The sequence below is a fragment of the Amycolatopsis umgeniensis genome, from assembly GCF_014205155.1.
Classification (GTDB): Bacteria; Actinomycetota; Actinomycetes; order Mycobacteriales; family Pseudonocardiaceae; genus Amycolatopsis; species Amycolatopsis umgeniensis.
In genome coordinates this window covers 742,059-761,656 of record NZ_JACHMX010000001.1, presented here as the reverse complement: position 1 = coordinate 761,656, position 19,598 = coordinate 742,059, and the positions used below count along the sequence as shown (strand labels likewise).

Genomic DNA, 19,598 nt, shown 5'->3' with positions numbered 1-19,598 from the left:
GGTACCGGAGTTCGTTCTTCCTGCTCATCACTTTCGCTGGAGGCAGTTCCTTCATGTCATCCCCTCTTTCTCAAGCGCCACTGCGCGCCGCGCACGTCCGCCTGTCCGGTGTCCACCTCTCCTTCGGGGGACGGCCCGTGCTCTCCGGGGTCGATCTCGTGGCCGCCGCCGGTGAGCGGGTCGCCATCGTCGGGGAGAACGGTCGCGGCAAGACCACGCTCCTCCGGGTCCTCGCCGGCGACCTGCCCGCCGACCGCGGCGAGGTGCACCGCGCGGGTTCGGCCGGTGTCGCCGATCAGCAGATCCCGCTCGGCGCGAACGACACCGTCGGCGCGCTGATCGACCTCGAACTGGCGACGGTCCGTGGTGCGCTGGCCCGCCTGGAGGCGGCCACCGGTGCGCTCGGCGATGGTCTTCCCGGCGCGGAAGACCTCTTCGCCGCCGCGCTCGCCGAGGCCGAAGCACTCGACGCGTGGGACGCCGACAGGCGTGTCGAGATGTCACTGGCCGCCTTGAACGCCGTCGACGACCGCGATCGTCCACTCGGGACACTTTCGGTCGGGCAGCGCCACCGCGTGCGGCTGGCCTGCCTGCTCGGGGCCGGTCATCCCGTGCTGCTGCTCGACGAGCCGACCAACCACCTCGACGCCGCCGGGCTCGAGCACCTCACCGAGCGGTTGCGCGCGTACCCGGGTGTCGTCGTCCTGGTCAGCCACGACCGGGCGTTGCTCGCGGACGTGGCCACCACGGTCATCGACCTCGATCCGTCGAGCGACGACCGGCCGCGGGTCTACGGCGGTGGCTACGCCGCCTACGTCGACGCTCGCCGGGCCGAACGCGCGCGCTGGGAGTCGGCGCACGCCGAACAGATCGCCGAACGGCAACGGCTGGCCGACGACCTGTCCGCGGCGCGGAACCGGCTGCGCGACAACTGGCGGCCGCCCAAGGGCACCGGCAGGCATGTCCGGGCCACCCGGGCGCCGGGGCTGGTCCGCGCGGTGCACCGGCGGCAGGAGGAGCTGGCAGAGCACGTGGTGGCGATCCCGCCACCGCCCGCCAGGTTCGCCATGCCCGAGCTGCCGTCGCGTCGCGGCGCGATGCTGCTCGGTGCCGCCGGGGTGACGGTGGCCGGACGGCTCGCGCGCCCGGTCGACCTGGTGCTGGAAAGCGGCGACCGACTGGTGGTCACCGGGCCCAACGGCGCGGGCAAGTCGACGCTGCTGACCGTGCTGTCCGGGGAGCTCGAGCCGGGGACGGGGACTATCACCCGCTCCCGGTCGGCGCGGATCGGGCGGCTGGGGCAGGAGTCCGAACTGCCGGGCGGGCGTACGGCGATGGAGTTGTACGACGAACAGCTCGCCAGGACGGGGGCTCCCGGGCCGGGGCTGGGTGAACTGGGCCTGCTCGGCGGCTACGACCGGCACCGGCCGGTCGCCGAACTGTCCGTCGGTGCCCGGCGGCGGCTGGATCTGGCACTGGTGCTGGCCCGCCGTCCGCATGTGGTGCTGCTGGACGAGCCGACCAACCATCTGTCCGTCACGCTCGTCGACGAGCTGACCGCCGCGCTCGGGGCGACCCCGGCCGCGGTGGTGATCGCCACGCACGACAGGCAGCTGTCGCGTGACACGGAATCCTGGCCGAGGCTCGTGTTGTGAGCCGTCAACCGCGGTGGGCGAGGGTGTAGCGCACGGTCTGCGCCAGCACCACGCTCCCGTCGGGTTCGCGCAGCGGTTCGAGCTCGGCGAGCACGGCCTGGCGCACGGCGTCGAGGCGGTCTTCCGGGACCAGTTCCCAGAACATCCGCTGGCCGTGCGACCAGGACCAGGTGATCCAGTGCCCGGGGTCGGCGAACTTCACCGGATAGACGCGTTCCACGGACGTGACACCGGTGAAGCCCGCCGACTCCACGGCCTGGCCGAAGGTCTCGACGGTGGCGAACAAACCGGCCCGGATGGCCATCGTCCACGCGAGCTCCGGTGGTACGAACGGTTTGAACACCTCGCGCACGGCGGCCCATCGGGGATCGTCGGCGCCGAACGTGGTCACCCCCACCCGGCCGCCGGGTACGAGCAGGCGGTGCCACGATCGCAGGCCGGCGACCGGATCCGGCAGGAAGAACACCACGAAGGACGCGAGGAGCACGTCGAAGGCGGCGTCGGCCAGCATCGGTTCTTGGGCGTCCATAAGGGAAACCGAGGCGTTGTCGAGGCCGCGGTCCTCGATGTCCTGCTCGGTGCGCTTGATCATCGCGGACGAAAGGTCGATGCCCAGCACCGATCCGCCCGGGCCGACCCGCTCGGCGGCGGGGAACAGCACCGCGCCCCGTCCGCAGCCGACATCCAGCACCCGCTCACCGGGCGCGAGCCGGACGCGGTCGAGCAGTTCCCTGGCGAACGCGCTGAAGAAGTCGACGCCGAGGGCGTCGTAGGTCTTCGCCGTCCTGTCGAACAGCAGCGCCATCGCCTGGCGGGTGTAAGCGCTCATGCGCAGGACGATGGCCCGGCGAAAACGGCGTTGTCAAACGAGGATGCGGGATTTGTCATGGCTGTTTGTGTGGTGGTGGCGCGAATTCGTCCCGGGGTGTCAGTTCTTCGGCCTCAGGAGAAGACGCGGGACACCTGGGAAAGCACGATGAGCCCGCAGATGATCAGGTTCTTGATCTTGTGGTCCACGAGAATGGCCACGAATTCGCGGAGGGTGGCGCTCGGCCAGAAGTACCAGGCCGTCGGCGCCCCGATGACCTGGCCGTTCACCTTGGCGCGGCGCGTGATGAGGGCGGCGCGGAGCACGTGGAAGTTGTTCGTGACCACCGTGCACCGGTAGTCCGGCTTCCGCTCCCTCATGATTTCGGCGCTGAAGGTGAGATTCTCGAACGTCGTCCGAGACTGGTCCTCGGTGAGGATCCGCTCCCTCGGCAGCCCGGCCTCGACCAGGTACTCGGCCATGGCGTGGGACTCCGGCAGGTCCTCGTCGGCCCCCTGCCCGCCCGAGGTGACCACCATCGGCTCCCGCCCGCGGCGAGCCTCCGCGTCCACGACGCGTTTGGCCCTCTTCAGACGGCTGCCCAGCAGCGGCGGCACCCGGTGGCCGTCCAGCAGTCCCGACCCGAGCACCACGACGAAGTCCACGCCTTTCTCGGTGCGGATGCGGCCGTAGACGATCGAGTACAGGAGGAAGCAGACGAAGAGGAACGAGACGTAGACGAGGATTCCGTTGAGGCTGCCGCGGAGGATGTCGAGAGGTTCCCAGGCCAGTTGCGTGACCGTCGCGTTGAACACGATCAGCGCGCAGATGCCGAGCCCCGTCAGCAGGGACAGCACGTTGGCCAGCCTGCGCCCCTCGCGGCGGAGCATGGTGATCCCGTTGCAGATCAGGAAGACCGTCAGCGCGAGGACGGTCGGGATGATCAGCAGGATCACGCTGACCGCGACGAAGCCCGCCGCTTCGGGCGACACCGAGGCGAGGAGCGCGATGAGGGTGATGCCGAGGAACAGGAGCGCGAAGAAGAGATAGAAGCCGTTCCGTAGCCGGCGCCGGTCGCGAAGGAAACTCACCAGGAACGCCGCGCAGCACAGGGCCGCGATGGCGAAGGGAATTGCGGCGGCCCTCACGAGTTCTCCAGCCTTCTGACGATGCGGGCACTCGGGCGTCGGCACGCGGTGCGGCGGCATTGAAACACACCGCCGCCGTACTGGGAGCGCCGCCGGTCGGCGTGTCGCCTTTCCTTACCCGGCAGGGGGAATCCTGAGCGGGGCGTGGGGCTGTTGAGGCGAGCGTGGCGATCCGGAAGTCCGTGAAGGCCTCCTTCACTACCTTGAGCGTAGGCAAGGAGGCCTTCACGGACCGGGCCTGGGATGTGGTCGTAGCCAGAATGCCAGTAGGTTCCTATGGCATTTCGCGTGACTGGGTGGACGGCACGTGTGATCAGACGGACGACTCGCGTGACTGGACAGGTCTCATCGCGAGTCGTCCGTCCAGTCACGCGAAACCGCCAGACCGTAGGGGTTGGTTCTCACCCGAAGAGCCACTCGCGACCCGCTTGACCCAGCGGTCACCGTGCCCGTTGCACCGGCCGCTCGTCCCAGACCGGCTCCGCGGTTTCCCGCACCTGCCCGTCGGTTCCGAACACGAGGTACCGGTCGAAGGAGTGCGCGAACCACCGGTCGTGCGTCACCGCCACCGTGGTGCCTTCGTACGCCTCGAGCGCCTGCTGCAGCGCTTCGGCCGAAGCGAGGTCGAGGTTGTCGGTCGGTTCGTCCAGCAGCAGGATGGTGGCGCCGCCGATCTCCAGCAGGAGGATCTGGAACCGCGCCTGCTGGCCGCCGGACAGCTTCTCGAACCGCTGGTCGCCCTGGCCGTCGAGTTCGTAGCGGCGCAGGATGTTCATCGCGGGCCCGCGGCTTCGCGCGTGGCCGGTCCAGAGGATGTCCACGAGCGTCTGCCCGAGCAGTTCGGGATGGGCGTGCGTCTGCGCGAAGTGGCCGGGGACCACACGGGCGCCGAGCTTCCACAGCCCGTCGTGCGAGACGTCCTCGCCTGCCAGCAGACGCAGGAAGTGCGACTTGCCGGAGCCGTTCGAGCCCAGCACGGCGACCCGTTCGCCGTAGAAGATCTCCAGGTCGAAGGGTTTCATCAGGCCGCGGAGTTCGAGTGCTTCGCAGGTGACGGCGCGGACGCCGGTCCGGCCGCCGCGCAGGCGCATGGTGATCTTCTGCTCGCGCGGGGGAGCGGCGGGCGCACCCGCTTCCTCGAATTTGCGCAGCCGCGTCTGGGCGGCGTGATACCGCGAGGCCATCTCGTCGCTGCGCGCGGCGTACTGACGCATGTCGGTGACGAGTTTCTTGAGCTGGGCGTGCTTTTCGTCCCAACGACGGCGGAGTTCCTCGAAGCGTTCGAACCGCTCTGTGCGTGCCTGGTGGTACGTGTCGAAGCCACCGCCGTGCACCCAGACGTCGCTGCCCGCCGGCCCCGGCTCGACACTGATGATCTTCTTCGCCGCCCGTGCCAGCAGTTCCCGGTCGTGCGAAACGAACAGCACGGTCTTCTGGGTCTCGTGCAGCCGCTGCTCGAGCCACTGTTTGCCGGGGACGTCGAGGTAGTTGTCCGGCTCGTCGAGCAGGAGGACGCCGGAACCGCCGAGCAGCAGCGCCTCCAGGACCAGCCGCTTCTGCTCGCCGCCGGACAGGGTGCGCACCTCGCGCCAGCGCGCCTTTTCGTACGGCAGGTTGAGCGCGGCGGTCGTGCACTTGTCCCACATGACTTCGGCTTCGTAGCCGCGAGCGTCGCCCCAGTCGCCGAGTGCCTGGGCGTAGGCCATCTGGGCCGCTTCGTCGTCGCGTTCCATCAGCGCGAGTTCGGCCTCGTCGACGGCGCGGGCGGCGTCGCGGATCGCGTCCGGCGACACCGAGACGAGCAGGTCCCGCACGGTCCGTTCGTCGCGCACCGACCCGACGAACTGGGGCATCACCCCGAGACCGCCGCTGATGGTCACCGAGCCGCCGTCGGGTTCGAGTTCGCCCGAGATCAGCCTCAGCAAGGTCGTCTTGCCCGCCCCGTTGGCGCCGACGAGCGCGCAGACGCTGCCCTCACCGACCCGGAACGAGACGTCGCCGAGCAACATCCGTCCGTCGGGCAGGTAGTACTCGACGTGCGCGACTTCCACATGCCCCATGGCGACAGACTGCCTTCGGTGGAGGTGATCACGCAACGCAATATCTCCGGTAAGGTCGGTGACGTGGAGCGAACCTACTTCGGCGTGCGGCTCAAGCTGATGCTTGCGCTGTTCCTCCCGGAGTTGTTCGTCGTGCTCCCGGTCGTCGGCGGGGTCAACCCGCTGAGCCTGGCCACCGCGCTGACGGCGTCGGTGGCTGTCGCCAATCCGCTCGGGCTCGCCGCCGCCCTGAGCGCGTCCCTCGCCGTCATCCTGCTCGCGCTCGCCGCGCATTTCCGCTTGGAACCGTCGGTCGCCGCGATGCGGGTGCGTGCCATCAGCCTGCGCGAACGCGCGCAGCTGTTCTTGAGCCTGCGCGATCCCGACGCGCGCGGCCGCGTCCGGCCACGAGCTCCGTCACCGGGCATCGTGGCTGCCTGACTTCTCCTCGTTCGAAGGTGAGGCAGTCACTCCTGCCCCTTCACCTTCAACCGACGGAGTGACCTGGTCATGTTCGATGTCTTCCTGTACCCCGTTTCCGCCATTCTCTGGTTCTGGCACAAGGTTTTCGGCGCCGTTTCGAGTCCCGACTCGGGGGTGGCCTGGGTGCTGGCCATCGCGTTCCTCGTTTTCACCCTGCGCCTGCTGCTGGTCAAACCCGCTCTCGGCGCGCTGCGCGCGGGCCGCCGCACGCAGGCACTCGCCCCGCGGATGCGGGAGATCAAGGAGAAATACGGCAAGGATCGCCGGCGGATGGCGCAGGAGATCCAAAAACTGCACGCCGACAACGGATCAAGCCCGCTGGGAGGCTGCCTCCCGGCGCTGATCCAGCTGCCGGTGTTCCTGTCGCTCTACTGGGTACTGCGCGATTTCACCCCGGGCGCCCAGTCGAACCACGTCTTCGATCGCGCCGGGGTCGAGTCCTTTTTGAACGCCGATCTGTTCGGCGCGAAGCTCGGCAACTGGCTTTCGCAACCGGCGGCGGAGCTGGCCGCGTTCGGCACGGACCACGTCCACATGATCGCGGTCGGCGTGCCTTTGATGCTGATCGCGAGCCTGGCCACGTTCTTCTCGATGCGCTCGGGTCTCGCCCGGCAGACCGCGGCGGCCCCGGAGGCCGGGGGGATCGTCAAGCTGATGATGTACCTGGCCCCGCTCGGAATGCTGGTCTCGGGTTCGTTCTTCCCGGTGCCGATCGGTGTCCTGCTGTACTTCCTGGCCACCAACGTGTGGACGCTGGGGCAGCAGCATTTCCTCACCAAGGTCGTCGACAGGGAAGAGGCTAGCCGTTGACGGCCGCCCGGCGTGCCGCGATCGAGTATTGCGCGGCCTTCCTCAGCTCGGGGAGGACGGTGTCGACGTGCGCGGCGAGCGCCTTGACCGCGCTCTTGTGCGCGCGTTTCTCCTTGGGGGCGAAGACCGTGTAGACGTCGCCCTCGGCGGACAGCATGGCCAGGACAGCGTCTTCGATCGCGACGGTGGCGGGGTCCTGGCCGCTCAGCACCACGTTCCGGACCCGTTCGCGAAGTTCTCGCGTCCGCTGCTGATCCAACAAGGTGATGTCGCGAACCGTGAAGATGCCCATCGCCCGGCGCTTCTCGACGAAGATCACGCCGGAGGCGGCGAGCTGGTCGCGGACGGTGTCCTCCGCCTTGTGCCACTCGCGGTCGACGACGGTGAACCAGCGGCGCGGCTTCTCGCGGGGAGCGTCCTCCAACACCCCCGCGAGGAACGGGTCTCGCGAGGTGAGCTCGGCCGCGGCGGTGCGCTCGGCCTTGCCGTCCCGGTCGGTGAGGAGGCCGTCGATGATCAGCTCGGCCACCGCGGCCGCGCGCAGGAGCGTGCCCCGGACCAGGACGCTGGCGGGGTCGAGCCTGCTCTTTTCGCTGTCGTAGCCGAGCAGGTACATCCGCTGAGGCAGTGACTGGCTCATCTCGTCCTTTCGTCGGGACCGGTCCCGTCGGGCGGCTTTACCCTCTGCCGGATGACGAGCCACCCGGCAACGCGCTTGCGAGTGACCGTGGCCCTCACCGCGTGCTGCCTGCTCGCGGGCTGTGGGCCGTCCTCGCCCGCACCCGCCCCGGCACCACCGCCGGCACCGACCCCGACCGGCCCGGCTCCGGCTTTGGTCTCCTGGACAGGAGGGTACTGCGGCGCGGTCAAGGACATGCGCTTGATCGTCTACGGCCTGGCCAAGGGCTACGACATCAAGACCGACGCCGACGTGCCCAAGGCGGAGGCCTCGCTGAAGAAGCTGGACACCGCGCTGGCCGCGGCGATCGGCGGACTCGGGAAACTTCCGCAGATCGCGAAGGAGGCCGACGCGCTCGCTTCCGGGGAGCTGGCCTTCTACCGGAAGTTGCGCGGGCAGGTGACCGAGTACCTCGCCCTGCTGCCGAAAGGCGGCGCCGGCTATGCCAAAGCAGCGCTCGACGTGACCGGGATCGACCTGGTCTCGCACGTGCCCGCCGTCGAGTCCGACAAGGTGCCCGGGCTCGACCAGGCCATGAAGGCGAACAAGGCGTGTGAACTAGTCGGCTGAATCACTGGAATCGGGCGAAGAACTGTTCGGTACCGGCGTGTCGGACAAAGCCTGATCGGGAATCATCTCGCTCTGCCCGGGAACTGTTCCCGGGCGGGTGGGTGTTCCCGGCGCCGTCCGGCGCCGGGAACGCGTTCAGTGTTTCCGCAGATAACGGCCCGTGAGCGACGCGGCGTCCTTGGCCAAGGCCGACGGCGTGCCCTCGAACACGACCGTCCCACCCTCGGAACCCGCGCCGGGCCCGATGTCGATGACGTGGTCGGCGTGCGCGATCACCCGCTGGTCGTGTTCGATCAGGACCAGTGTCGCGCCGTCATCGACGAGCTCGTCACACAGGGTGAGCAACCTGTCGACGTCGCTGCCGTGCAACCCGGCGGTGGGTTCGTCGAGGATCAGGCGCAGGTCGTCCGCGGGAACCGCGTCGGCGAGGTGGCGGGCGAGGAGGAGCCGTTGCCGCTCGCCGCCGGACAGGGTGTCGAGACTCTGTCCGATGGTCAGGTAGCCGAGTCCGACCCGGTCCAGCCAGCGCAACCGTCGCGCGATGGGGGACCGCTCGCCGAACAGGGCGGCGGCCTCCGCGGGGTTCATCGCCAGGACGTCGGCGATGGTCCGGTCTTCCAGGCGCGCGGCGAGCGCGTCCTGGCTGAACCGGGTGCCGCCGCACGCGTCGCAGCCGGTCTGGACGTCGTCGAGGAAGGCCAGGTCGGTGATGATGACGCCCTTCCCCTTGCAGACGGGGCAGGCCCCACGGCCGTTGGCGCTGAACCACGACGGATGCTTCCCGGTGGCCTTGCCGAAAGCGTCGCGGATCGGTTCGGCGACACCGAGCACCGTGGCGGGGGTGGACCGGATGCCGCCGTGCAACGGGGCCTGGTCGACGACCACGAAACCGGGATGCCGCCGGGGGAGTTCGCCCGCGATCAGCGTGCTCTTGCCGGAGCCGGCGACCCCCGAGACGACCGTCAGGACGCCGAGCGGCACGTCGACGGTGATGTCACGCAGGTTGTGGCTGCGGGCACCGGAGATCGTCACGGTTCCCTGGGCCGTGCGGGTCCGCTTCTTCAAGCGGAGCGGGGCGCGGAGGACCCGGCCGGTTTCGGTGTCGGTCGCGGTGAGTTCGCGAGGGCTGCCTTCGAACTGGACACGACCGCCGTCGGCGCCGCCCGCGGGACCGAGGTCGATGACGTGGTCGGCGGCCGAGATGACCGCCGGATGGTGTTCGACGACGAGGATCGTGTTGTGCGCGTCGCGGAGTTCGGCCAGCAGTTCGACGAGCCGATGCACGTCGTGGGGATGAAGCCCGGTGCTGGGCTCGTCGAACACGTAGCAGACGTCGCTGAGCGCGCTGCTGAGATGGCGGACGATCTTGACGCGTTGCGCTTCGCCACCGGACAGCGTCCTCGATTCCCGTGACAGGCTGAGATAGCCGAGCCCGACGGAAACCAGCGCGTCGAGGCGTTCCCGGATCGCCTGCCGCAGCGGCGCCACCGACGGAGCGCGCACGGCCGCGACGACGTCGCGCAGGTCGCCGACCGGCATCGCCGACCAGTCCGCGATGGACCGTCCGTCGATCAGGCTGTCGCGCGCCGCTTCGGAGAGCCGGGTCCCCGCGCAGGCCGGGCAGACGCCGCGAGTGACGACTCCGGCGAGCCCTTCCTGTTCCTCGGCGGTGAGGCGCGACGGGGTCTTGCGCAGGTACGAATCCCGCAGCCGCGGGACGATACCGTCGAAGACGCCGTGCTTGGGGTAGTCGGGGCCGGGGTTGTCGAGGGGGAGCCCTTCGGCGTGCAGCAGGGTTTCGACCCTCGCCGCCGGTAACCGTCTCAACGGGACATCAGGGTCGACGAGTCCGGAATGGACGAGCCGTTTCCACCGGTAGGTCCCGGGGGCGAACGTCGGGAACCGCACGGCGCCGTCACGCAGACTTCGCGAGCGGTCGAGCAGTCTGTCGAGATCGATGTCGTCGACGACGCCGAGCCCTTCGCAGCGCGGGCACATCCCGCTGGGATCGTTGAACGAATAGGCGGGCGAGAACCCGGCGCCCGGTTCCCCGACGCGGGAGAACAGCAGGCGCAGCAGCGAGGCGATGTCGCTCGCCGTGCCGACCGTGGACCGCGCGTTCCCGGTGAACCGCCGTTGATCCACGATCGTGGTGAAGATCAGCCCGTCGATCCGGTCGACGTCGGCGGGCGGATGCTGGGGGAGGCGGTTCCGGACGAAGGTGGGATAGGTCCCGGTGACCAGCCGTTCGGCTTCGGCCGCGATCGTGTCGAACGCCAGCGAAGACTTTCCCGACCCCGAGACGCCGGTGAACACCGTCAGCCGGTGTTTCGGCACTCGCACCGACACGTCGCGGAGGTTGTGCGTCCGGGCTCCCTCCACCGTGATCCAGCGGCCGCGTTCGGCTCGTACTTTCGACATGAACCGAGGCTACGATGAGTTGTGGCCGGTTTACGGCCACAACTATTCGGTCGGGAGGCGCGGTGACGGCACCACGAGAACGGATGCTGCGACTGCTGTCGCTCCTGCAATCCGGCCGCCAGTGGCCGGCCGCCGAACTCGCGACGGCCATGGAAGTCCCGTCCCGCACCCTTCGCCGCGACATCGACCACCTCCGCGGCCTGGGTTACCCCGTGGAGAGCACCCGAGGGCCGGGAGGCAACTACCGGCTCGTCGCGGGCGCCGCGCTGCCGCCGCTCATGCTGGAACACGACGAGGCGATCGCCACCGTGCTCGGGCTGCGGCTCGCCGCCGCGGGCGGGACCGGTATCGACCTCACCGCCGAATCGGCGGACCGCGCCGCCGCGAAACTCCGGCGTGTCCTCCCGGCGGCCCTGCGTCGGCGGACCGACGCGACGCTCGCCGCCGTCGAGTTCGGGAGCGGTGAACAGCCGCGAGTGACACCTGACGTCCTGAACGTCCTCGCCGCGGCCATCGCGGCCCGCCGGTGCCTGGAGTTCGCGTACACGGGAAAGGAGGGCCCGTCGTCCCGGACGGTCGAGCCGATGCGTCTCGTCCAACTCGGCATGCGGTGGTACCTCTACGCCTGGGACCTCGACAGGAGGGATTGGCGGAGCTTCCGTCTTGACCGGATCACCGCGCCGACGACGACCGAAGTGGCGTTCGTACCCCGCGAACTCCCCGTCGAAGACGTCGCGGGGCATCTCCAAGAACGCTTCCACAGCCCGAAATCGCTCCGGATCACGCTGACGCTGGAGGTCGGCGCGAGCGAGGCCGCGGCCCGCCTGCACCGGATCGACGGGAGTTTCGAAGCCCTCGGGGAGCGCGGTTGCCGGTACGTCGCGTACGTCGATTCCTTCGAGTGGCTGGCGGTCGTCCTGACCCTCACCGACGTCGAGTTCACGGTGGAGGAACCGGAGGAGTTCGGGGAGTACCTCGCGCGGACAGGGCGACGTCTGCTCCGGGGGAGTGGGTCACGTGGGCGGTGAGGCAAGGGTGTCGGGTCGCTTGCCCGCGTGCCGGTTCGGGTGTCGCGAAAGCCACTTTCGGGACGTCTGATGTCGCGAAAGTGGCTTTCGCGACACCGGGGTGGCCGCCGCTGACAACTCACCTTCACCCTGGTCGGGAGGGGGCAAGCAGATGCCGTTGCGCTCTAACGCGACTTACCGCTCACGACCACCTGCACCGACACCTCGCCCGGCACGCGAAGCTACGGGAGGAGTCGCGAACGCCACGTTCCTTACTCCTCACGAGACCCCGTCGAGCCGCGTGAAGGCCCCCTTCCCTCGGCTGAGCCGAGGGAAGGGGGCCTTCACGCGCAGTCGGCACCAACCCACGAGGCCGGTTTCAGGCGTCGTCCGTCTGGGGCCACTGCTGCCCGCGGGTCCACGAGTCCAGCACCATCAGCGTCTTCGTCCCCGTCACCTGGTGGTGCCGCCTGATCTCGTCGATGGTCTGCTGCAGGTGGCCCATGTCCCGCACCCGCAGCCAGACGAGCGCGTCGGGGTCGCCCGCGATGGTGAACACCGCCTGGGCTTCCGGCATCCGCGTGGTCGTCCGGACGATCTCGCCGACCTTGGTGGTCCCGGTGAACCGCAGTTCGGTGAACGCCTCGATGCCCCAGCCGAGTTTGGCGTGGTCGATCTGGACGGTGTAGCCGACGATGACGCCGTTCTCCTGCATGCGGTCGATGCGGCGTTTGACGGCCGCGGTGGACAGCGTCACGCGGGCACCGATGTCGCCGAGGGTGCGCCGGGCGTCTTCCCGGAGCAGTTCGAGGATTTCGCGATCGGTCTCGTCGATGAGCTGGTCCGCCATGAGTCAGGATGGTACGCAGACGCAACGAATATCGGCCAGCTGTGCGGATGGGCCGGATATTTTGCGTGATCGATGCCAATAGACTGCCGCTTGTTGCGGCGGCCCGCGAGGTCGGGTCTTCTGTCGTGACATCGCGTGGGGTGCCGAAGGAGGCAGGTCTGGTGGAGCAGTTCACGTTGGAGGACCGGTATCTGGCCGAGGACGGCACCGTCTACCTCAGCGGGGTCCAGGCCCTGGTCAGGATGCTGTTCGACCGGGTGCGCCACGATCGCGCGGCCGGGGCGTCCCCCGCGGTGTTCGTCTCCGGCTACGAGGGGTCCCCGCTGGCCGGGTACGACCTCGAACTCGGCCGCCGGTCCGTCCTGCTCGACAAACACGACGTCGTGCACCGTCCGGGGCTGAACGAGGAGCTCGCCGCGACGGCGGTCATGGGCAGTCAGCTCACCTCGTCGATCGGCTCTTCGCGCGGCGGGGTCACGGGGTTCTGGTACGGCAAGGCGCCCGGTCTGGACCGGGCGACGGACGCCCTGCGGCACGCCAACCTCGCGGGTACCGATCCGGCGGGCGGCGCGGTGGCGCTGGTCGGCGACGATCCGAACGCGAAGTCCTCTTCGGTGCCCTGTGCCTCCGAGCTCGCGCTGGCCGATCTGGCCATGCCGGTGTTCTTCCCGTCCGACTCCCAGGACGTCCTGGACTTCGGCCTGCACGCCGTCGAGCTGTCCAGGGCGAGCGGGCTGTGGTCGTCGATGAAACTCGTGGCGAACGTGGCCGACGCCGCGGGCACCGCCCGCGTCCGGCCACAGTGGACGGCGCCGGAGCTGGCCAAGGGTTTCACGCCTTACCGGCACAAGCCCAGTTCCCGCCTGCTCGGCACCACGCTGATGGCGCTCGAACGCAGCCTCTACACCGAACGCGTGCCGCTGGCCCTCGAGTACGTGCGGGCGAGCGGGGTCAACAGGATCGTCCAGGAAGGCCCCGCGGACCGCGTCGGCATCGTCACCGCAGGAAAGTCCTACTTGGACTTGATGCAGGCGCTGCGGTTGCTCGGCCTGGACGCCGACGCGTTGTCCCGGCACGGGATCCGGATCCTGAAACTCGGCGTGATCCATCCGCTCGAACCGTCGATCGTCCGCCGGTTCGCCGAGGGCCTGACCGAGATCGTCGTGGTGGAGGAGAAGCGGTCCTTCGTCGAATCGGCGATCAAGGAAGTGCTCTACGGTACCGCCGGCGCGCCCGCCGTGTACGGCAAGACCGGTCCGGACGGCCGCACCCTGTGCACCGAACTCGGCGAGCTCGACCCGGACGCCGTCGCCAGGGTGCTGGCCGGACGGCTGACGGAGCACCACGAGATCCCGTCGGTGACGGCGTGGCGGGGTCGACGGCGCCGTGAGCGCATTTCGGTGCCGCTGCTGACCAGGACGCCGTACTTCTGTTCCGGCTGCCCGCACAACTCCTCGACCAAGGTGCCCGAGGGGACCGTGGTGGGCGGCGGCATCGGCTGCCATGCCATGGCGCTGTTCATGGAACCGGAACAGGTCGGGGACGTGGTCGGCCTGACGCAGATGGGCGGCGAGGGCGCGCAGTGGCTCGGGATGGAGCCGTTCGTCGAGGCCTCGCATTTCGTGCAGAACATCGGCGACGGCACGTTCACCCACTCCGGCAGCCTCGCGGTGCGGGCCGCCGTGGCCGCCGGGGTGAACATCACCTACAAGATCCTCTACAACGCGACAGTCGCGATGACCGGCGGACAGGACGCCATCGGCGGGCTGCCGGTGGAACGGCTGGCTTCGCTGCTCCTGGTCGAAGGCGTCGCCAAGGTCGTCATCACCAGTGACGAGCCGAAGCGGTTCCGCGGTGTCCGCCTCCCAGACGGCGTCGAGGTCCGCTCTCGCGACGAATTGCTGAGCACACAAGAGGAACTGGCCACCATTCCCGGGGTGACGGTGCTCATCCACGACCAGGAATGCGCCGCGGAGAAGCGCCGCAAACGGCGTCGCGGAAAGCTGGACACCCCGGCCGCCAAGGTCGTGATCAACGAACGGGTCTGCGAGGGATGCGGCGACTGCGGCGAGAAGTCGAACTGTCTGTCGGTACAGCCGGTCAGCACCGAGTTCGGCCGTAAGACCACGATCCACCAGTCTTCGTGCAATGTGGACTACTCGTGCCTGGCGGGGGACTGCCCCTCGTTCATGACGGTGGTGCCCACCGGGCGGAAAAACCGTCGGCGGGCCGGGGAGATCACCGCCGCCGAGTTGCCCGCGCCCGAGACCGACGGCACCGACTTCACCGTGCGGATCACCGGCGTCGGCGGGACCGGTGTGGTCACCGTCGCGCAGATCCTGGCCACCGCCGCGGTGATCGAGGGCAGGCAGGTCCGGACACTGGACCAGACCGGGCTCGCGCAGAAGGGCGGCGCCGTCGTCTCGGATCTGAAGATCACCGCCGAGCCGACACCGCAGGCCCCGAAACTCGCGGCCGGGGAATGCGACCTCTACCTGGCCTGTGACGTCCTCGTCGGCGCGGACCCGGTGCACCTGACCGTGGCGGATCCCGGCCGGACCACCGCCGTGGTCTCCACGACCGAGGTGCCGACCGGCCGGATGGTCGTCGACACCACCGTGTCGTTCCCGGACGCGGCGGCCGTGCGCGGCGCGATCGCGGAGAGCGCGGCGCGAACCGTGGCGCTCGACGCCAGGGCGCTGGCGGAGACCCTGTTCGACGACGACCAGTTCGCCAACATCCTCCAGCTCGGCGCGGCTCTTCAGACTGGAGCCATCCCGCTGGACGCGGCCAGCCTGGAACGCGCGATCGAACTCAACGGGGTCGCCGTCGCGGGCAACCTCCAGGCTTTCCGGCGCGGCAGGCAACTCGTCGCGGATCCCGAGGGACTGCACGCGGCGGTCGCTCCTCCCGCCGTCGCCGTGACGTCGGCTCCGTCCGAGGCCACTCTCCGCGCCCGCGCGCTCGTGCATGCCGAGCAGGGTTCGGAACTCGCGCGCCTGCTGGACATCCGTGTCCCCGAACTCGTCCAGTACCAAGACGTCCGCTACGCGCGGGCTTACGCGGAGTTCGTCGAGCACGTCCGTGTCCTGGAAGGGGACTCGACCGCCGTCACCGAAGCCGTGGCGCGCAATCTGCACAAACTGATGGCCTACAAGGACGAGTACGAAGTCGCTCGGCTCTCGCTCGATCCCGCCGTGCTCGCGGGGATCGAGGCGGAGTTCGGAGTGGGCAGCCGCTACGCCTACCGTCTGCACCCGCCCGTGCTCCGCGCGCTGGGGATGAAGCGGAAGATCGCGCTGGGCCCCGGCTTCCGGCCGTTGTTCGTCGCGCTGCGCGCCGCGCGGAAACTGCGCGGCACGCGCTGGGACCCGTTCGGCAGGGCACGGGTCCGGAAGGTGGAGCGGGAACTCGTCGCGCAGTACCGGGAAACGATCCTCGCCGCGTTCGGCGCCGAGGACGCCGATCGTGGCAGGCTCCTGGCGCTGGCCGAGCTGCCCGATCTGGTTCGCGGCTACGAGGACGTCAAACTGGCGAACGTCGAGACCTACCGACGGGAACAGTCCGCGCTCCTCGCCGATCTCGTCCCGGTCACTTCAGCCCGACAGAGCCCTCGAACCAGGTCTTCATCTGCTCGACGCTGAGCTGCGGGTCGGAGCCGATCGACAGGATGTCCAGGTCCGTGTTCGTCCACACGAACACGGACCTGCCGGACGGGCTGGGGTAACAGGCGAAGCGCCCCATCGTCCGGCTGCCGACGGTGTAGGTGCCCAGATGGCCTTTGGCGCGACGTCCGGGAGCCCGGCAGGGTCGCAGCGCCGGAACACATAGACGACCTCAGTGCACTCACGTCCGCTCGTCGGGGCGATGGCTCTGCCCAACAGCGCGTTGAGCAGCGTCGATTTCCCTGACGACACACGGCCGACCAGCGCGACGCGCAGTGGCTGGTCCAGGCGGGCGCGTACCGCCTTGCCCACTTGCGCCAGCGCGTCGTCCGGCGAACCGGTCGCCCGGGCGGCCAGTTCGACCACCGCGTCGGTGAGCGGCCAGGCCCCATGTCCGGAAACCACCGCATCTCCTTCCGGGCTCTTTCGGTTCGCCGTCGGCGAAGTGCTCCCGATCAAGAGCGGGATACGGGTTCGCCGAAACGATTTCGGGAATTCACGTCCTATGGGCGCGCCGGACGGCCGCGGGGTTACCGCCCGATCAGGTGTATCGGCGTGACCAGATCGTCCGGTCACTTTCCGTTCTCGTTTCGGGTTCACGAAATAGCTCGAATTGCGAAGATATTCCGACCGACGGCTTCGACGAATTCTCTGACCACGGCGAGGATTTGTTGTCAGAACGCACGACCGTTGTTGAATTTCGTTACCCGGTTGAGATTCGCGTTTTCGTATCCGCCAACGGTGTTCCCGCGACCTCAGTGTCATGGTCCGTTCCGCCGTGAGAGGGAGGCTGTGATGGTGGTCAGGTTCGTCTCGCCCGACCCGGACGCGTACCCCGCATCGGATGCCGAGGAGTCCTATCTGCCGTCCTTCCCCGCCGAACTGCTCGAACGCCACGGCGCGCGGGTGCTGAAACCCGCGGACGGGATGGTCGTCGCGGGGTGGCCGTCGGAGCGGTCGAGCAGGTACTTGCCGACCGTTTACCGCACGAATGTCCTCCTGATGCCGTCGGACGCGTGGAACGACGGCTCCACCCGCACCGGTATCGAGGCCGTGCTCCGGGAAATGGGGCTGCAGGCCTTCACTTCGAGAGGTGAGTTCCGCCCGCCGGACGCGCCGGTCGCGCTCGCGCTGGCCCTCCGCGCCGGGGCGAGCGCGCGGATCATCGACGCGTGGGAGGTGTTGCAGCGCCTGCGCGAGGCTTCCACCCGTGACCGGGCGACGCTCGATCCGGCCATGGTGCGGCGCTTTTCCTTGGACCACCTCATGTTCACCGGTGTCGGCCTGACCGGCGTCCCCTGGGACGTCACCGGGCTGGGTGAGCGCGTCAGCGGCGGCCGGGCAGGTGGCCGATCCCGGATCCCCGTCTCCCTGCCCGGTCCCGCACCCGCGCGGCCCGCGTTGTCCCGCCGACCGACGGTGCTGGTCCCCGACTCCGGTACCGGGTCACATCCCTGGCTCGACGTCTACGACCCTTCTCAGGGAGGGAAGTTCCGTGACGAGTTCATCGTCGTCGCACCCGACATCCAGGCGGCGATTCTCGAGAACGAGAAACTGCTGGCTTCGACGGCCCCGACGGAATTCCTCGTCGGCCATCGCGACGGGCCGATGACGACGGACGCGCTGATCGGCGAAGTCGCCGCGGACGCGGGCCATGGCACCTTCATCGCGGGTGTCATCCGGCAGGCGGCACCCCGGGCGAAGGTGCTCGCGGTCAGGATCGTGCACACCGACGGTGTCGCCTATCTGTCGGACACCTTGCTCATGCTGCACAAGGCGCTGGACCGGGTTCGCGCAGCGCAGAAGAAGAACGGCGATCCCGAGCTCATGATCGACGTCATCTCGTTTTCCATCGGGTACTTCGAGGAGTGGCCGACGGCCGCGAAATACACCTCTCAGCTCGCCGAGGTCGTCGGCAAGCTCACCGAACGCGGCGTGGTGGTCGTCGCCGCTGCGGGCAACAACGCGACCAGCCGCGAGTTCTTCCCCGCGGCGCTTTCCACCAGACTGCAGGGAAAGGGGCCGCGGGTGATCGGCGTCGGCGCACTGAATCCCGACGGCAGCAAGGCCTTGTTCTCCAATGAAGGCGCCTATGTGTCCTGCTGGGCCGACGGCGTCTGCGTGGTGAGCACCCATCCGACGGATATCGACGGATCGGAGACTCCCGATCATCACGCGCCCGCTCTCGGCCGGAAGGGTTTCGATCCGGACTGTTTCTCGAGTGGCTTCGCGATCTGGGACGGGACTTCCTTCGCCGCTCCCCAGGCCGCCTCGGCGGTGCTCAACGCGTTGATGGCCGTCGCGGACGAGGAGAAGACGCGGTTCACCACCTGCACGCGCGGCGCCACGCGGAAGCGAGCGGAAGCGGCTTTGGACCTGCTCCGATGAACGCGTCATCGGGGGGCCTCGACTTCGAGCATCTCGCGTCGCTGCTCAAATCCGCCCAGAACGGGGATCGGGAGGCCCTGAACGGGCTGATCGAAATCCTGACACCGTTGCTGTGGCATGTCGCGAGGGCTCAGGGGATCGACCGGGACAGCGCGTCCGATGTCGTCCAGACGGCATGGCTGAACCTTCTCGGATCCCTTCAGGAGATCCACAGCCCGGACGGGCTCACCGCCTGGCTGATCACGGTGACCAAACGGGAGACCTGGCGGACGCGGACCCGTCACCAGGCCGAGCGTCCGCCGGACGACGGTCTCTTCGAGTCGGTGTCCGCGCCAGGTCCGCGTCCGGACGAAGAGGCCGTCACCGCCGATCAGCGACGGAGGCTGTGGGCGGCGGTGAACAGGTTGCCCGAACGATGCCGGACGTTGCTCCGCATCGTCGCTTTCGTGCATCGCCCGGATTACGAGGAGATCGGCTCGGCGCTCGGGATCAAACGAGGCAGCGTCGGACCCACGCGGAGCCGGTGCCTGACCCGGCTCAAGCAGATCCTGACCACCTCCCCAGGAGAGGAGTGGAGATGAACGGCATCAACGAAGAATCTCTCGGCGAGCTGGACCGGACGCTCCTTCTCCAGGTTCGTGAGCTGTGGAACGAGGCCGATCCGGTACCCGAGACCCTCGTCGAACGGATCCAGTTCGCGGTCGGGCTGGAGGACATCGACCTGGAGGTCTTCCGGCTGATCGACTGCGGTGGCGTACCGGCGGCCAGAGGGGACGAGCGCAGCACCCTGCTCACGTTCGAATGCAGCCGCCTCACGATCATGGTCAGCGTCGGCGCGCGCAACGACGGCACGGTCCGGCTCGACGGCTGGATCCAGCCGCCCACCGCGCTGCGGATCGAGGTGCGCACTTCGTCCGGCTCGATCGAGGTCAGCTCCGATCAGGAGGGGCGGTTCGCCGTCGACAGGGTGACCCGGGGCATGGTGCAGCTGATCGCCCGGCCGCGAGGGGAAGGCAGGACGATCAGCACACCGGCCATGGAACTCTAGGCCCGGCCGTGGAGTGGAGCGTCGAGG

16 protein-coding genes are annotated in these 19,598 nt (G+C 68.9%); 9 read left to right on the top strand and 7 right to left on the bottom strand.

Annotated elements, in window-relative coordinates; genetic code table 11:
* Positions 1–53: 53 nt before the first annotated feature.
* Positions 54–1,655, top strand: a complete 1,602-nt coding sequence (locus HDA45_RS03340) for an ABC-F family ATP-binding cassette domain-containing protein (RefSeq protein WP_184891827.1) — start codon at positions 54–56, stop codon at positions 1,653–1,655.
* Positions 1,656–1,659: 4 nt separating this feature from the next.
* On the opposite strand, the gene HDA45_RS03335 is transcribed toward HDA45_RS03340, so the two are convergent.
* The 3 genes from HDA45_RS03335 to HDA45_RS03325 form a co-directional block, all read right to left on the bottom strand.
* Entirely contained in the window at positions 1,660–2,484 is an 825-nt protein-coding gene (locus tag HDA45_RS03335; protein ID WP_184891826.1) for a class I SAM-dependent methyltransferase, read from the bottom strand.
* 113 nt (positions 2,485–2,597) lie between these two features.
* Positions 2,598–3,611, bottom strand: a complete 1,014-nt coding sequence (locus HDA45_RS03330; protein WP_184891825.1) for an ElyC/SanA/YdcF family protein — start codon at positions 3,609–3,611, stop codon at positions 2,598–2,600.
* Between the two features lie 440 nt (positions 3,612–4,051).
* Positions 4,052–5,671, bottom strand: a complete 1,620-nt coding sequence (locus HDA45_RS03325) for an ABC-F family ATP-binding cassette domain-containing protein (RefSeq protein WP_184891824.1) — start codon at positions 5,669–5,671, stop codon at positions 4,052–4,054.
* A gap of 63 nt (positions 5,672–5,734) precedes the next feature.
* On the opposite strand from HDA45_RS03325, the gene HDA45_RS03320 reads away from it, so the two are divergent.
* Together HDA45_RS03320 and yidC are read left to right on the top strand one after the other, a co-directional pair.
* Entirely contained in the window at positions 5,735–6,091 is a 357-nt protein-coding gene (locus HDA45_RS03320) for a DUF6412 domain-containing protein (protein WP_184891823.1), read from the top strand.
* A 69-nt stretch (positions 6,092–6,160) separates the two neighbouring features.
* Positions 6,161–6,943: a membrane protein insertase YidC gene (gene yidC / locus HDA45_RS03315; protein WP_184891822.1), complete on the top strand. Its 783-nt coding sequence runs from the start codon at positions 6,161–6,163 to the stop codon at positions 6,941–6,943.
* Here the strand turns inward: yidC and HDA45_RS03310 are convergent.
* Entirely contained in the window at positions 6,933–7,583 is a 651-nt protein-coding gene (locus HDA45_RS03310; RefSeq protein ID WP_184891821.1) for a GOLPH3/VPS74 family protein, read from the bottom strand. The two genes, yidC and HDA45_RS03310, sit on opposite strands and share 11 nt — an antisense overlap.
* A 51-nt stretch (positions 7,584–7,634) precedes the next feature.
* Between HDA45_RS03310 and HDA45_RS03305 the strand changes: the two genes are divergently transcribed.
* Positions 7,635–8,192, top strand: a complete 558-nt coding sequence (locus HDA45_RS03305; protein ID WP_184891820.1) for a hypothetical protein — start codon at positions 7,635–7,637, stop codon at positions 8,190–8,192.
* Between the two features lie 135 nt (positions 8,193–8,327).
* Here HDA45_RS03305 and HDA45_RS03300 read toward each other — a convergent pair whose 3' ends face one another.
* Positions 8,328–10,613, bottom strand: coding sequence for an excinuclease ABC subunit UvrA (locus HDA45_RS03300; protein WP_221471001.1), 2,286 nt, complete (start codon positions 10,611–10,613; stop codon positions 8,328–8,330).
* 62 nt (positions 10,614–10,675) lie between these two features.
* Here HDA45_RS03300 and HDA45_RS03295 point away from each other — a divergent pair, with 62 nt between their 5' ends.
* Positions 10,676–11,641: a helix-turn-helix transcriptional regulator gene (locus HDA45_RS03295; RefSeq protein ID WP_343071970.1), complete on the top strand. Its 966-nt coding sequence runs from the start codon at positions 10,676–10,678 to the stop codon at positions 11,639–11,641.
* 358 nt (positions 11,642–11,999) lie between these two features.
* On the opposite strand, the gene HDA45_RS03290 is transcribed toward HDA45_RS03295, so the two are convergent.
* A complete protein-coding gene (locus HDA45_RS03290) occupies positions 12,000–12,470 on the bottom strand; it encodes an Lrp/AsnC family transcriptional regulator (RefSeq protein ID WP_184891819.1) in 471 nt (156 codons plus the stop codon).
* A gap of 161 nt (positions 12,471–12,631) precedes the next feature.
* On the opposite strand from HDA45_RS03290, the gene HDA45_RS03285 reads away from it, so the two are divergent.
* Positions 12,632–16,114 (top strand): indolepyruvate ferredoxin oxidoreductase family protein, encoded by a 3,483-nt coding sequence (locus HDA45_RS03285; protein WP_184891818.1) that lies wholly within the window; start codon positions 12,632–12,634, stop codon positions 16,112–16,114.
* Here HDA45_RS03285 and HDA45_RS43175 read toward each other — a convergent pair.
* On the bottom strand, positions 16,097–16,900 hold the full coding sequence (locus HDA45_RS43175; protein ID WP_184891817.1) for a dynamin family protein: 804 nt from the start codon (positions 16,898–16,900) through the stop codon (positions 16,097–16,099). The two genes, HDA45_RS03285 and HDA45_RS43175, sit on opposite strands and share 18 nt — an antisense overlap.
* Positions 16,901–16,930: 30 nt before the next feature.
* On the opposite strand from HDA45_RS43175, the gene HDA45_RS03275 reads away from it, so the two are divergent.
* From HDA45_RS03275 to HDA45_RS03265, 3 genes are read left to right on the top strand one after another with little or no spacing between them, the layout of a single operon-like run.
* A complete protein-coding gene (locus HDA45_RS03275) occupies positions 16,931–18,523 on the top strand; it encodes a S8 family peptidase (RefSeq protein ID WP_184891816.1) in 1,593 nt (530 codons plus the stop codon).
* Positions 18,520–19,104, top strand: coding sequence for an RNA polymerase sigma factor (locus HDA45_RS03270; protein WP_184891815.1), 585 nt, complete (start codon positions 18,520–18,522; stop codon positions 19,102–19,104). The genes HDA45_RS03275 and HDA45_RS03270 overlap by 4 nt, the downstream gene beginning before the upstream one ends.
* Positions 19,101–19,571 carry a hypothetical protein gene (locus HDA45_RS03265; RefSeq protein ID WP_184891814.1) on the top strand — a complete coding sequence of 157 codons (471 nt, stop codon included), beginning with the start codon at positions 19,101–19,103 and terminating at the stop codon, positions 19,569–19,571. Before HDA45_RS03270 ends, HDA45_RS03265 begins: the two co-directional genes overlap by 4 nt.
* The last annotated feature ends 27 nt before the right edge of the window (positions 19,572–19,598 follow it).

Bases quoted from the DNA above. Each gene is read 5' to 3' on its own strand.
- HDA45_RS03265 (WP_184891814.1), top strand. From the start codon at position 19,101: ATGAACGGCATCAACGAAGAATCTCTCGGCGAGCTGGACCGGACGCTC.
- HDA45_RS03290 (WP_184891819.1), bottom strand. From the start codon at position 12,470: ATGGCGGACCAGCTCATCGACGAGACCGATCGCGAAATCCTCGAACTG.
- HDA45_RS03270 (WP_184891815.1), top strand. From the start codon at position 18,520: ATGAACGCGTCATCGGGGGGCCTCGACTTCGAGCATCTCGCGTCGCTG.
- HDA45_RS03325 (WP_184891824.1), bottom strand. From the start codon at position 5,671: ATGGGGCATGTGGAAGTCGCGCACGTCGAGTACTACCTGCCCGACGGA.
- HDA45_RS03340 (WP_184891827.1), top strand. From the start codon at position 54: ATGTCATCCCCTCTTTCTCAAGCGCCACTGCGCGCCGCGCACGTCCGC.
- HDA45_RS43175 (WP_184891817.1), bottom strand. From the start codon at position 16,900: ATGACACTGAGGTCGCGGGAACACCGTTGGCGGATACGAAAACGCGAA.
- HDA45_RS03300 (WP_221471001.1), bottom strand. From the start codon at position 10,613: ATGTCGAAAGTACGAGCCGAACGCGGCCGCTGGATCACGGTGGAGGGA.
- HDA45_RS03305 (WP_184891820.1), top strand. From the start codon at position 7,635: ATGACGAGCCACCCGGCAACGCGCTTGCGAGTGACCGTGGCCCTCACC.
- yidC (WP_184891822.1), top strand. From the start codon at position 6,161: ATGTTCGATGTCTTCCTGTACCCCGTTTCCGCCATTCTCTGGTTCTGG.
- HDA45_RS03275 (WP_184891816.1), top strand. From the start codon at position 16,931: ATGGTGGTCAGGTTCGTCTCGCCCGACCCGGACGCGTACCCCGCATCG.
- HDA45_RS03310 (WP_184891821.1), bottom strand. From the start codon at position 7,583: ATGAGCCAGTCACTGCCTCAGCGGATGTACCTGCTCGGCTACGACAGC.
- HDA45_RS03335 (WP_184891826.1), bottom strand. From the start codon at position 2,484: ATGAGCGCTTACACCCGCCAGGCGATGGCGCTGCTGTTCGACAGGACG.